The sequence below is a fragment of the Halobacillus sp. Cin3 genome (genome assembly GCF_947311855.1).
Taxonomy (GTDB): domain Bacteria; phylum Bacillota; class Bacilli; order Bacillales; family Halobacillaceae; genus Halobacillus; species Halobacillus kuroshimensis.
Window position 1 is genome coordinate 452,114 of record NZ_CAMZMV010000003.1, and the last position, 12,748, is coordinate 464,861.

18 protein-coding genes are annotated in these 12,748 nt (G+C 47.0%); 14 read left to right on the forward strand and 4 right to left on the reverse strand.

What is annotated here, in order from left to right:
• Positions 1-235: 235 nt before the first annotated feature.
• Positions 236-484 (forward strand): hypothetical protein, encoded by a 249-nt coding sequence (locus QMA39_RS12910; protein ID WP_281658959.1) that lies wholly within the window; start codon positions 236-238, stop codon positions 482-484.
• 54 nt (positions 485-538) lie between these two features.
• Positions 539-784 (forward strand): hypothetical protein, encoded by a 246-nt coding sequence (locus QMA39_RS12915; protein WP_027954760.1) that lies wholly within the window; start codon positions 539-541, stop codon positions 782-784.
• A 253-nt stretch (positions 785-1,037) separates the two neighbouring features.
• On the opposite strand, the gene QMA39_RS12920 is transcribed toward QMA39_RS12915, so the two are convergent.
• From QMA39_RS12920 to QMA39_RS12930, 3 genes are read right to left on the reverse strand one after another with little or no spacing between them, the layout of a single operon-like run.
• On the reverse strand, positions 1,038-1,331 hold the full coding sequence (locus tag QMA39_RS12920; RefSeq protein ID WP_206933142.1) for a hypothetical protein: 294 nt from the start codon (positions 1,329-1,331) through the stop codon (positions 1,038-1,040).
• Between the two features lies 1 nt (position 1,332).
• Entirely contained in the window at positions 1,333-1,656 is a 324-nt protein-coding gene (locus QMA39_RS12925; protein WP_027954762.1) for a hypothetical protein, read from the reverse strand.
• A 5-nt stretch (positions 1,657-1,661) separates the two neighbouring features.
• Positions 1,662-1,862, reverse strand: a complete 201-nt coding sequence (locus QMA39_RS12930; protein WP_281658960.1) for a hypothetical protein — start codon at positions 1,860-1,862, stop codon at positions 1,662-1,664.
• Positions 1,863-1,905: 43 nt separating this feature from the next.
• Between QMA39_RS12930 and QMA39_RS12935 the strand changes: the two genes are divergently transcribed.
• Positions 1,906-2,346, forward strand: a complete 441-nt coding sequence (locus tag QMA39_RS12935; protein ID WP_281658961.1) for a hypothetical protein — start codon at positions 1,906-1,908, stop codon at positions 2,344-2,346.
• Here the strand turns inward: QMA39_RS12935 and QMA39_RS12940 are convergent.
• On the reverse strand, positions 2,340-2,774 hold the full coding sequence (locus QMA39_RS12940; protein WP_206933148.1) for an Hsp20/alpha crystallin family protein: 435 nt from the start codon (positions 2,772-2,774) through the stop codon (positions 2,340-2,342). The genes QMA39_RS12935 and QMA39_RS12940 overlap by 7 nt on opposite strands.
• A 358-nt stretch (positions 2,775-3,132) precedes the next feature.
• Between QMA39_RS12940 and QMA39_RS12945 the strand changes: the two genes are divergently transcribed.
• The 11 genes from QMA39_RS12945 (at position 3,133) to QMA39_RS12995 (ending at position 12,741) form a co-directional block, all read left to right on the forward strand.
• Positions 3,133-4,446, forward strand: a complete 1,314-nt coding sequence (locus tag QMA39_RS12945) for an extracellular solute-binding protein (protein ID WP_027954766.1) — start codon at positions 3,133-3,135, stop codon at positions 4,444-4,446.
• 176 nt (positions 4,447-4,622) lie between these two features.
• Positions 4,623-5,483 (forward strand): sugar ABC transporter permease, encoded by an 861-nt coding sequence (locus QMA39_RS12950; RefSeq protein ID WP_027954767.1) that lies wholly within the window; start codon positions 4,623-4,625, stop codon positions 5,481-5,483.
• The gene (locus QMA39_RS12955; protein ID WP_027954768.1) at positions 5,483-6,307 is read left to right on the forward strand and encodes a carbohydrate ABC transporter permease; all 825 of its coding nucleotides are present in this window, start codon (positions 5,483-5,485) and stop codon (positions 6,305-6,307) included. The genes QMA39_RS12950 and QMA39_RS12955 overlap by 1 nt, the downstream gene beginning before the upstream one ends.
• Positions 6,308-6,323: 16 nt before the next feature.
• Positions 6,324-7,373 (forward strand): LacI family DNA-binding transcriptional regulator, encoded by a 1,050-nt coding sequence (locus QMA39_RS12960; protein ID WP_342341473.1) that lies wholly within the window; start codon positions 6,324-6,326, stop codon positions 7,371-7,373.
• 45 nt (positions 7,374-7,418) lie between these two features.
• Entirely contained in the window at positions 7,419-8,141 is a 723-nt protein-coding gene (locus QMA39_RS12965; protein ID WP_281658962.1) for a ThuA domain-containing protein, read from the forward strand.
• Between the two features lie 13 nt (positions 8,142-8,154).
• Positions 8,155-9,195, forward strand: a complete 1,041-nt coding sequence (locus QMA39_RS12970; RefSeq protein ID WP_281658963.1) for a Gfo/Idh/MocA family oxidoreductase — start codon at positions 8,155-8,157, stop codon at positions 9,193-9,195.
• Positions 9,192-10,253 (forward strand): Gfo/Idh/MocA family oxidoreductase, encoded by a 1,062-nt coding sequence (locus QMA39_RS12975; protein WP_206933154.1) that lies wholly within the window; start codon positions 9,192-9,194, stop codon positions 10,251-10,253. The genes QMA39_RS12970 and QMA39_RS12975 overlap by 4 nt, the downstream gene beginning before the upstream one ends.
• Entirely contained in the window at positions 10,250-11,218 is a 969-nt protein-coding gene (locus tag QMA39_RS12980) for a sugar phosphate isomerase/epimerase (RefSeq protein WP_027954773.1), read from the forward strand. Before QMA39_RS12975 ends, QMA39_RS12980 begins: the two co-directional genes overlap by 4 nt.
• Before the next feature lie 47 nt (positions 11,219-11,265).
• Complete coding sequence (locus tag QMA39_RS12985) at positions 11,266-11,964, forward strand: DUF624 domain-containing protein (RefSeq protein ID WP_281658964.1); 699 nt, start codon at positions 11,266-11,268, stop codon at positions 11,962-11,964.
• Between the two features lie 83 nt (positions 11,965-12,047).
• Positions 12,048-12,503, forward strand: a complete 456-nt coding sequence (locus QMA39_RS12990) for an N-acetyltransferase (protein ID WP_027954775.1) — start codon at positions 12,048-12,050, stop codon at positions 12,501-12,503.
• Positions 12,496-12,741 carry a hypothetical protein gene (locus QMA39_RS12995; RefSeq protein WP_281658965.1) on the forward strand — a complete coding sequence of 82 codons (246 nt, stop codon included), beginning with the start codon at positions 12,496-12,498 and terminating at the stop codon, positions 12,739-12,741. The genes QMA39_RS12990 and QMA39_RS12995 overlap by 8 nt, the downstream gene beginning before the upstream one ends.
• Positions 12,742-12,748 lie beyond the last annotated feature (7 nt).

Below are 12,748 nucleotides of genomic sequence, written 5' to 3' on the forward strand. Positions count from 1 at the left end.
GGAGGCTCATCGTTCCCGGCGGAAAGCGGACGGTTTTCCCTGCCATCCCATGCTCTGAGTAAACAACGGACCGGACCCCTAATTCCAGACGGAAACGATTTAGTAATCGTTTAAAATATCAACAACAGACTTTAACAGAGCTTTTTATATAAACACTTTTGCGTTTTACACTCCAAAATCCTTCCAAAAATGAAAAAACGATAACCCAAACGAAAAAAAGTAAGCGGGAGCTTCTTTGAATGATGATGAATGGGCATTCGTCACCGTTGGAAAAATCCCCTATACTACAACCGAACAGAAAGGAGTGACCCAGGTGACAACGGTTGAACATACTTTGAAAACCTTGAATGGATTTCGTTCCCTTTGCTGGAGCTGCAAGCAGGAACTGTTGGAAGAGGATGTGGTCTTCAAGCAGGACGCTCACGTTTCTATACCCTTATGTTTCGATTGTTATAACATGGAGACCGATGACTCCAGGGAGTGACACATTCCGGTGACTGGGGAATAGGATAGTTTAGAAAAGGTGAGGTGAATAGAAATGCCTGTATCCGTCGTCTTTAATCAGATTGCTGTCAATTCACTAAGCGAGAATGGCCTGATATCCACTGGTCAGAATAACCAGCCGGACTGGTCGTGGCAGGGCAAGAACAATAACGCAGCTGGTATTCCTGTCGGATTTTTCATTGCTACCAATAATGTGAATACGATTTTTGATAATGACTTCACAGATACTCCGATTAATAACCCTACAGTGAATAACCCTCAACCGAACGTTCAAGTGTAGGAGGGACGCATATCGACATTCGTTTCGATTCTATTTACGTCAATCAGATTGTTGAGAACTCGGGCATCTTCGTCGGACCCAATACCCAGTCAAACTGGAGTAGTCATGAAAAACTAAATGCAGCGCTCGGCAGCGTGATCGGAGACGGCAACATTCTTTCGTGCAACATCAATGTGGTGTATGACAATGATCTGATCGATATGCCTGTCACCAGTTACAGTTCAGATCATAAGAAAAAAGAGAAGCCCGGGAACTATTCAGCTTCCTGAGCCTCTCTCATTTTTTCTTCCATCATTTTTTGAATCCATTCCGGCAGTTCCGTGTCTTCTTGTTTGGACATGAAATCAAGCAGTGCCGAGTCGCTAAGGATGGATCTTAGTTCTTCCAGTGTATTTCCGTCCCCGTGAATGGTTCCGAACCCTTGGTTGAGTTTCTGATGCCCTTCAAAACCTGTAGGTACGTTATTCCCCATGTTTAAGCAGGAAGCATTTTCTATAGTTCCGATCCGGATACTTCCGATGAAAAAATTCGGTGATAAATAAGCCATCCTACTCCTCCTTGGAAGGGAAGGTGAATTTCAATCCGTCATTGGTTTGTCTGAGCTTTGGGGCGGGAGAGGCCTTGGGTTTTACATGGACCCCGAAGTTATTCCCCATGTTCAATGCACCGCTCAGTTCTTCAATATCGAGTTGATCAAGCTGAAAGGTCAGTTGTTCCAGAGAAGGTTCTTTGATTGTTACATGGTCAATATGGATGTGGTATTCAATCGGACGTCCTTTGACCTGCTGCAGAGCTGCTTTTAATTCTTCAATCTGTTTTTCCAAGTCGTCTGTTTTTTTAGTGGAATCCCGCCGCTTTCGTGAAAAAAACATAGCGGTTAATCCCCATCGGCAGAAGGGCGTTTCATTATTAAGTGTTTATTATGGAGGAGGGAGTTGCGATGCCCGACGACTTTTCCATTCCCTTCATACACACGGGCGTGTGCCTTGAAGCCGGACTGGAAATTCGTACCTGAAAAAACTCCTGAGGATTTGGAAACCTGGTGGATCGACAGCTGACCAAAATGGATGCGGCTCATGAAATCACCTCCTATGACTAATGTATGAAAGGGAAAGATAAGCATGATGGACTTTATGAAATGGTTCAATCCGGTTGGTGGTGAAGATGGCAGCTGGAACGGTCCCGTTCCCAACTGGATGAATGGCGATAAAATGAATGACTTTCTCCAGCAGTCGATGAAGGAAGCCTTGTCTTCCACTCCTTTTCATCATGAACCACACCTGAAGAAAGAACAGGAGCTGGATCAGGTTAAAGTTGTGGAACTGATGAATGAAGTTGTGGTTACAGTAGCCCTCAGTCACCCGGTGGATCCGGATATGATCAGACTGAGCGTCGGCAGCGGATATTTGTATGTGGAGGGCGTGGAAGCCGGCCGGATGACCATTAAACTTCCGGCGGCAACCAGCAGAAGAAACGTCTACGCCCAATATCGGGAAGGCAGGATTGAGATCCGTCTGCAGAAAAAACAAACCGATGAAAAAGAAATTTTTCTCCACTATTGATCTTCAAAAATGACCTTCATCTCCTGACGGTGCGGACGTTTGAAAATAGTAATAATCAACAGGCCCTCTTTATAGGAAGTGACAACATCCTCAAATGCAAAATGGAAAGGGATTGGAATGACTCTTTTGAATTTTCCTTTCATTCGTTCATTGTGATGGAGCTCTTCTACAGGTACTGGATAATGAGGGGTGATTTCGCCTTGAATTATGAGGTGTGTCCCTTGCTGGGAAAGATGGAGTGGATCATTTTTACTGAACCCGGGGAGTTCAACGACAATGACGCCCTGATCCTTTGTTTCAAATAAATCATACGATGGTCCGCGTTTGGGAATGACATGGTGCATATCATTCCAGAAGTCTTCTCCCAGAACTTTTTCAACATTTTCAGAGAAAGCTTCCCAGTTGATGGAATTGTTCTTTTTCTTCATATCGATCACCTCATTTCATTAGTTTATGTGGAGGACGGGCTTCCCATAACCGTGAAGGAAACCGTCTGTTGAAAGCGCTGCCCGTTTCAGGAATTATTTGAAAAATTGTGTTGTGTTTAAGACAGGCACATGTTATGATTTAATCAACTCAAGTGGTCATTGAATTTTATGCAAACGTATTCACATGAATATCAAGCACTCTTCTTTATATTCAATGGACAAGCCGGCGAGCTTTTTTTAATACCATTTGTGCAAACGTATGCACGATTCGTTGCACAAAAATCGCCGGAATGGTTCTCTTTTTTTCATGTGATATGAAAGCGGATTCAATGATTAATAGAAAATAGGGGTGGATGTAATGAAAAAGAACAAACTTTATTCGGGTTTTGCTACCGCTGTACTCGCTTCAACTGTTGCTCTTGCAGGCTGTTCCTTCGGTTCTGACAGCAGCGGAGATTCAGGATCCTCTGATAGTGCATCCGGCGATCAGACAACTGTAGATGTTTTCCAGTTCAAAGTAGAATTCAAGGATCAGTTTGAAGAGCTTGTTTCCATGTATGAAGAAGAAAATCCTGATGTAAATATCAACGTAAAAACGGTTGGTGGAGGAAATGATTACGGGGCTTCCCTGAAAACATCCTTCTCCTCAGGGGAAGAGCCTGACATCTTCAACGTAGGTGGGCCGACGGATGTAGACGAATACGAGCAGTACCTTGCTGACCTATCTGATACAGAAGCCGCTGGAGCTGCATTGGAAGGAACCCTGACAGGCGTATCCCGCGATGATCAGGTACTGGGACTTCCATTCAACCAGGAAGGCTACGGCATGCTTTATAACAAGGAAGTTTTTGAAGAGGCCGGAATCAACGCAGAAGAAATCACAACCTTTGATGCCTTCGAAGAAGCCTTGAAAACCCTGGATTCCAAAAAGGATGAGCTTGGAATCGAAGCACCGATCGCCTTCGCAGCAAAAGAAAAGTGGGTACTTGGTAACCACCTTTCCAACGCATACTTAGCTGATGAGTTCAATCACAGTGTGACGGAAGCCTATGAAGCCGATACAGTTGAATTCAAAATGGGTGACCAGATGAAACGTTTCACGGATCTCCAGAAAGAATATTCCGTCCAACCTGTTTTGAGCCTGGATTATTCCCAACAGGTGGAAGAAAACTTCTCCCTTGGAAAAGTAGCCATGATCCAGCAGGGGAACTGGGTATACAACACGGTTGAATCCATGGATGAAGAATTTGCTCAAAACAACGTAGGCATCCTGCCAATTCCAGTGGAAGGTTATGAAGGCAGTATCCCTGTCGGCGTACCAAACTACTGGGTTGTAAACAAAGAGTCTGAAGATGAAGTGGTTCAAGCAAGTAAAGACTTCCTTGATTGGATGTACACATCTGAAGAAGGTAAGAAATTCGTAACAGAAGAATTCAAATTCATTCCTGCTTACGAAGGCTACGAGGATCTTGAGATTGCCGATCCGATTTCCCAGCAGATCTACGAGTATGCAAGTGAAGGTAACACACTTGGATGGGTCTTCCTCGGCGCTCCTACAGGCTGGACAGAAGACGCGATGGGTGTAGCGATGCAGGAATACATTGCCGGCGATATCACTTGGGAAGAAGTGGAGCAGAGAGCAACAGAAGCCTGGGAAAAAGCCCGACAGTAAATGGATGTTGGTGACCGGCGGCGGCCATGCCGCTGCCGGAACTATAAAACTCTCCTCTATTAGGATATTTGCCGAAGTAAGTATGTTAATAGATGGGATGTTTTGATCCTATTCTTTTATGAAATCGATACCATAACCAGCGGCATCTACCGCATCATGTATTGGAGGAGTTGTACATGCAGAACCGCAGCTTATCATTCTGGCTGTTTTTGACACCGGTTATTCTTGGTTTGGGGATTGTCGTCGTCATCCCATTCTTCTACGGTCTTTTCTATTCATTTACAGACTGGAATGGAATTACGGCTACAGCTTTTATCGGGTTTGAGAACTACATCAACCTGTTTCAGGAAAGTGAATTCGTGGATTCCATATGGTTCACTGTAAAATTCGCCCTTATTACGGTCATCCTGCTTAATGTTATGGGTCTGGGTCTGGCCCTGCTTGTGACACGGAATATTAAATCAAGCAGTCTTCTGCGGACCGTCTTCTTTATGCCGAACTTGATCGGTGGATTGATCCTCGGTTTTATCTGGCAGTTCATTTTCATCAGTGTGTTCGGGGATATTGCCGGAATTACAGGGATTGAAGGTTTTGACGGCTGGTTGTCCACCACAAATACCGGCTTCTGGGGTCTTGTCATTCTGACAGCCTGGCAGATGGCTGGTTACATTATGATCATCTACATCGCTTACCTTGAAAACATTCCGAAAGAACTGATTGAAGCGGCGAAAATTGATGGAGCAAGCAGTTTCCAGCGCTTCAAAAATATTACGTTCCCACTTGTCGCACCAGCCTTTACGGTTAGTATGTTCCTTACATTGTCCATGGCTTTTAAGATCTACGACCAGAACTTGTCTCTGACCAACGGTGGACCATTCAACTCCACGCAGATGGTAGCGATGGAAATCGTTCGTACAGCGTTCTCCGACAATGATATGGCCTATGCCCAGGCAAAAGCGGTTATTTTCTTCCTGATCGTTGCTGTGATTGCATTGACTCAGGTGTATTACAACAAGAAGCGGGAGGTTGAGATGTAATGAAGAAGAACAAAGAGAGAAGAAATTTACTATCGATAGAAATTCTCGGCCTTCTGCTTGGATTGATCTGGATATCGCCATTTTACCTGATGATTGTCAACGCGTTCAAAACGAAGCGGGACATTTTCAGCGGGGTCCTCGGATTCCCGAGTGAACCGGTTTTTGAAAACTTCGTCGAAGCGTTTATTGATCTTGAATTCCTGAAGTCACTCTTCAACTCGCTCTTGATCACAGGGTTCAGTATTGCAATCATCATCCTGTTTTCGTCCATGGCCGGTTATGCGCTGGCGAGAAATAAAAGTAAGTTGAGCGGTGTGATCTTCTTCATCTTTGTGGCCGCCATGCTTATTCCGTTCCAGTCTGTCATGATTCCGCTTGTATCGATCTTTGGACAGGCGGACATGCTGAACGCCGGCGGATTGATTTTCATGTATCTCGGATTCGGCTGCAGCCTTTCCATCTTCCTCTATCACGGAGCGATGACAGGGGTGTCGAAATCCCTGGATGAAGCGGCCATCATCGACGGAGCGAACCGCTTCCAGACATTCTGGTACATCATTTTCCCGCTGCTCAAACCGATTTCCGTTACGGTAGCTATTTTGAATGTCATCTGGATCTGGAACGACTACCTGCTTCCATCCCTTGTTCTTAACGAATCCAACGCAACGATACCGTTGAAGATGTTCTATTTCTTCGGTCAATATACGAAACAGTGGCACCTGGCGCTGGCTGGACTTACCATTGCCATCCTGCCGGTCATCATCGGATACTTCTTCGCACAGAAGCAGATCATCAATGGTGTATCAGAGGGTGCTGTTAAATAAAAGAGAAGGGAGGTAGATGAACGTGTCCGTAACGATCAAGGATGTGGCCAAAAAGGCCGGCGTCGCGCCATCTACCGTATCCCGTGTCATCTCGGATAGTCCGAGGATCAGTGAAAAAACGAAGCGCAAAGTTCGAAAAGTCATGGATGAGCTTGGCTATCATCTGAACTACAACGGCCGTGTCCTTGTCAGCCAGTCCACGCAGACCATCGGCATCGTAACCAAAGTTTCTTCTGATCACTTTTTCGAAAACCCGTTTTTCTCCGAATTGTTACGGGGAATCAGTGATGCCTGTCATGAACAGGACTACAGCATGTACCTGACAACAGGGAATACAGAGGAAGCGATTTTTCAGGAAGTCGTCAAAATGGTCCAGGGAAAACGCGTGGACGGCGTGCTTGTGCTTTATTCCAGAGAAGACGATCAAGTCGTTCCGTTTTTAAGAGAATCCAGCTTTCCTTTTGTTGTTCTTGGGAAGCCTGTCGATCGACCGGGAGAGACGATGTATGTAGACAACGATAACGTGCAGGCCAGTAAGGAAATGACCCGGTACTTGATTGGACTTGGCCACGAAAGAATCGGATATGTCGGAGGCAACTCCCAATTCGAAGTCGCCCGCGACCGGTTGGAAGGATATCGTGCAGCTATGAAGGATCAGGGGCTGCCTATTGATGAAAAATGGCTGAAGAATGATCCATCAGACAAACAGGATCCTGATCAGATCGTTGAACAGCTCCTGGTCCTCGAAAAGATACCGACAGCTTTAATCTTCACCGATGAATACAATGCGCTCACAGTTATGCGTTCTTTGTCCCGCAGGGGAGTGTCCATTCCGGAACAGGTGAGTATCGCAGCCTTTAACAATACAGTCGTTTCGAGACTCGCTGATCCCCCGCTCACGACGGTGGATACTCAGGCGATCCAGCTTGGACATGAGTCAGCCTCCAGCTTGATCGACCTGCTCAAACGTCCGGATATGGTCAAGAAAAGCATGATCATCCCTACGAGAATCGTGGAACGGGAGTCGTCCTGCAGGCTGGAGCGTAACACACAGAAAAAAGCATGATCCATAGAAAATCAAACAGAGATAAAGGAAAAGGAGATGGAAAGAATGAATGTACTAGTATGGAACGAATATCGACATGAAAAAGAAAACCAGGTCGTTGCTGATGTTTATTCCGACGGAATTCACGGCGCAATTGCAGAATTTCTGGGCGAAGATCATGCCCAGGTGAAAACGGCCACCCTTGATGAAGAGGAGCATGGGTTGACAGATGAAGTCCTTGCCGAAACAGATGTCCTCGTCTGGTGGGGCCATAAAGCCCACGACGAAGTCCAGGATGAGATTGCTGAGAAGGTGAAGCAGCGTGTCCTTGACGGGATGGGCCTTGTCGTTCTCCATTCCGGCCATTTTTCCAAACCGTTTAAAAAATTGATGGGGACTTCCTGTGATTTGAAATGGCGGGAAGCCGATGAGAAAGAACGTCTATGGGTCGTCGATCCCACCCACCCGATCGCTGAAGGGATCGGGGAATACATCGAACTGGAAAAAGAGGAGATGTACGGAGAGCATTTTGATATTCCTGCGCCGGATGAGCTGGTCTTCCTCAGCTGGTTTGAAGGCGGCGAAGTGTTCCGCAGCGGTGCGACGTTCAAACGCGGACGCGGAAAGATTTTTTATTTCCGTCCAGGTCATGAAACATATCCAACCTATTACAACAAAGAAATACAGAAAGTCATCCGCAACGGTGTGAACTATGTCCGTAACGCAGACACGCCGAAGCCGGTTTATGGAAACGCCCAGCCTTTAGAAAATATTACGAGTAAATCATAAAGGAGCTGTAACGATGACAATGCTGAAAGTTGCTGTAATCGGATGTGGAAGTATCGCACAGAACCGTCACCTGCTGGAATATGAAGCCAATGAAAACGTAGAGATTAAAGCCGTCTGTGATATTGCCGAGGAACGCGCCCGGAAAGTAGGGCAGCTGTATGGGGCTACGATTTATACCGATTATGAAGAACTGCTGGAAAAAGAAGATATTGATGCGGTGAGCGTCTGCCTGCCGAACTATCTGCATGCGCCTGTGTCGATTGCTGCCTTGAACAAAGGGGCCCACGTGCTTTGTGAAAAGCCGATGGCTACTTCAAGAGAGGAAGCGGAGGACATGATCGCTGCGGCAGAAAAGAACGGTAAGAAATTGATGATTGCCCATAACCAGCGCTTTGTGCCGTCTCATCAGAAAGCCAGAGAGCTGATTGAGTCCGGCAGTATCGGTAAAGTGTACAGCTTCCGTACGACCTTCGGGCACGGCGGTCCGGAAGGCTGGAGTGCCGAAGGGGAGGACAGCTGGTTCTTTAAGAAAGATCAGGCTTTCATCGGTGCCATGGGGGATTTAGGTGTACATAAAGCCGATCTGCTCCGTTACATCCTCGGTCAGGAATTTGTTGAAGCGGCCGGCTTTGTCGAGAACAATGCGAAAAAAGATATCTCGGTGGACGACAATGCGGTCTGTATCCTCCGCTCAGAAAACGGCATCGTCGGAACAATGACAGCAAGCTGGGCTTACAATACCCACGAGGATAACAGCACAGTCATTTATGGAGAGAAGGGAACGCTTCGTCTGGAGGACGATCCTACGTACTCCCTGATTGCCCAGTATACGAATGGGGACATTGTGAATTATCAGCTTGGGAAAATCCAGTCGAATGATGAAGGCGGTCAGACGAATACGCAGGTCATCGATCATTTTGTCGACAGCATCCTTAATGACACAGAACCATTAATTACAGGGGAAGAAGGTCTGAAATCACTCGAACTGATCCTTGCTGCGGTCCGTTCAGGGGAAACAAAGGAAATCAGTCGTATCGAGCGTGCTCTTCAATGACTCGGTTGAAAATGGGAATCATTGGAGCGGGGGGAATTGCCCAGGGGAGGCATATTCCCTCTTTCCTTGAATTAAGCGGAAAAGTCGAAATAACCGCCGTTCAGGATGTGAATCGTGATCGGGCGGAAGAGGTGGCGGAGGCGTTCGATATCCCCTACGTCTTTTCTTATTATAAAGACATGTTTCAGGAAGTGGATGCTGTAACGATCTGTACGCCGAACAAGTTCCATGCAGAGATTGCGATTGCGGCTCTGGAAGCCGGGGTCCATGTGCTCTGTGAGAAACCGATGGCCATGACAACGGCAGAGGGAGAGGCGATGATCGAGGCGGCAGAGCGGAATAACTGCATCCTTGACATTGCCTACCACTACCGGTTTACTCCAGAGGCCCAGCTGGCGAAGAAAGTTTTGGTGAACAATGAAATTGGGGAGGCCTTCGTGACGAGAGTCCAGGCTATGCGCCGTCGTAAAGTTCCCGGCTGGGGTGTATTCACAAATAAGGACCTCCAGGGCGGAGGAAGTCTGATCGACTTCGGCTGTCATCTCCTTGATCTTGCTCTCTGGCTTCTGGATGACCCGGAACCCGTTGAAGTGACGGGACGGACCTATGACCGGCTGAGCAGGACACCGGGACTCGTCAATGACTGGGGCAGCTTTGATCATGAAACCTTTAACGTAGATGATCATGTAACAAGCTATATCACGTTTAAAAATGGCGAGTCGCTTCAGTTTGAGTGCTCATGGGCAGCGAACATTAAGGAAGATCATACAACCTTGACCATTTCAGGCACGGAAGGCGGCTTAAGTGTCTATCCGTTTGAATTATACCAGGCGAAATACGGTGCCTTGTTTGACAGTTCAGCTAAAATCCGTGAAGGAGAGCCGGAAGTCGGGGTTGTTCAGGCGGAGAATTTTATTGATGCGTGTCTCGGCCGGTCAGAGCTTGTCGTAAAACCGGAGCAGGCCCTGAAAGTCACCAGACTGATGGAAGCCATCTATGAAAGCAGTCAAACTGGAACAAGTGTTAAACTAAACCATAGAGCGGAGGATGCTGAATGAAACTAGGGGTATTTACCGTCCTTTTTTCTGATAAATCATTTGAAGACATGCTTGATCATGCGAAAGAATCCGGCTTGAAAGCCGTTGAAATCGGGACAGGAGGTTATCCAGGGGATGCTCACTGTAACCTGGATGAACTGCTGGAAAGTGAAGACAAGCGCAAAGAATACCTTCAAAAAGTCCATGACAGAGGTTTGACGATCAGTGCCTTCAGCTGTCACGGGAACCCGATTTCTCCTGACAAAGCGTTTGCAGAAGAATGTCATGACACCTTTGTTAAAACCGTCAAACTGGCAGGTCTGATGGACGTACCTGTCGTCAATACGTTTTCCGGAACACCGGGAGGACACGAAAATGACACCGCTCCGAACTGGCCCGTGACTCCGTGGCCACCGGAATATTCTGATATTCTTGAGTGGCAGTGGGAGAAGAAGCTGATTCCATATTGGAAAGAACAGGCCCGGCTCGCTGAGGAGCATGGTGTGAAAATCGGTCTTGAACTGCATGCCGGCTTTCTCGTCCATACGCCATACACGATGCTGAAGCTGCGCGAAGCTGCAGGAGAAGCCATTGGTGCAAATCTGGATCCAAGTCATTTGTGGTGGCAGGGCATCGACCCGGTCGCAGCGATAAAGATTCTGGGTCGTGAACAGGCGATTCACCACTTCCACGCCAAAGATACGTACATCGATCAGGAAAACGTGAACATGTATGGCCTGACGGATATGCAGAATTACGCTGCCGTGCAAACAAGAGCATGGAGCTTCCGTTCTGTCGGATACGGCCATGGGACGAAAGAATGGTCTGATATCATCAGTGCTCTGCGTACCTTTGGATATGATCATGTTGTCAGTATTGAACACGAAGATCCGATCATGTCCATTCAAGAAGGCTTCCAAGCTGCGGTGAAGAACTTAAAAGATGTGATTATAGAGGAACCGGCAACGGACATGTGGTGGGCCTGACGGCTGCCTGACATGGACAAATAAGGCCGCTGGAAAGGGGAAAAACGATGGAACAGACATCAGGAGTAAGAGGAGGACTATATGCCGTAAGTGAATGGATCAGCCGGCTGGCGCTGGCCAACTTGTCCTGGGCAGCATTCAACCTTCCCGTTGGTCTGCTGCTGTTGAGCTTATTGTACAGTTCCGGATTACAGGAGGCAGGGTACCTGCTCCCACCTCTCATCGTTTTGCTGCCCGTACTTTTCTTTCCAGCAACGGCTGCTCTCTTTGCCCAGGCACGCGAATGGGTACGCAAAGATGAAGAAAAAGGAACGCGCCGGTCTTTCTGGAGCTACTATAAGGAAAACTATAAAACGAGTGCAGCGGCGGGGACGTTCCTCACGATTTTATGGGGGCTGCTTGTGGCGGATCTGTACTACTTCTCTGCTGTAAATCAGCTTCTTATGAACGTTTTCCTTGTTCTCGGCATTCTATTATTCGTGTACACCATCAACTGTTTTTCTGTAATGGTTCACTATGATATGAAGGCCCGGCACGTCATGAAGCAGGCGCTGCTGATTACCATCACAAGTCCTGTCCTGTTTGTGGCTGTCGCGGTAAGCGCTGGATTTATGCTGATGGTCAGTTTGTATATTTTTCCGCTGATCATTCCGATTTTTACAGGTTCGATCATTGCGTTTCTATCATTTTCCGCGTTTTATCGAGTATACAGGAAACTAAATACAGAGAATGGACCCGGATGCTGATGTCCGGGTTTTCTTTTGTCTTCCATAAGGTAAAATGGAGGAGGATGGATAGAAGTTTTATAGACGGATCATGGAGGGATATTATGAAGATTAGGCAATTGGAAAGCTCAGAATACGACCGGGTTCTTTCTCTCACGCACCAAATGATTTATGAAGGGACAATGAAAACGATTCAGCTGGAGCAGGAGGAGGCGAAAACTTTTGTCCAGCCTGTTCTTGATGAAGGGGGGACGTATATCATTGCAGAGGATGAACAACAGCGTCTGCTCGGCTGGCTGTTGTCCGGTGAAAAAAGGGACACGTTTTCCGGGGAAAAATTCGGGTTTATTTATGAGTTGTTTGTTCTTCCGGAATTCAGAGGCCGGGATGTCGGCCGTGCCCTTATGGAAGAAGGGATCAGCCGCCTGCAGAAGCAGTACCGTGAAATCCGTTTGAGCGTCTATGCCGGGAATGACGCTTCTAAACTGTATGAATCCCTCGGTTTCCAAAAGAAAACGATCATGATGAGCCTTACGAAAGAAGAGGAAGGAAATGGGTAAGCCGATTTTCTTCCGTCCCATGACATCTCAGGAGAAAAAAGGATGGAACAAAGGCGTTTACGTCGGTTTTTATACGTACCTGTTTGTTCTGTTCATCAACTTCTCTTACGAAACCTTTGCTTCCGGTTCCCTGTTATCCGCTCCCGTATTATTCTGGTCTGGACTCGCCGCCGCTTTCGTAACGGAACTTCTCTATGTGTTTGTGCAAAAGCGTAGACAGTCCGACGATCATACATAAAACAGAC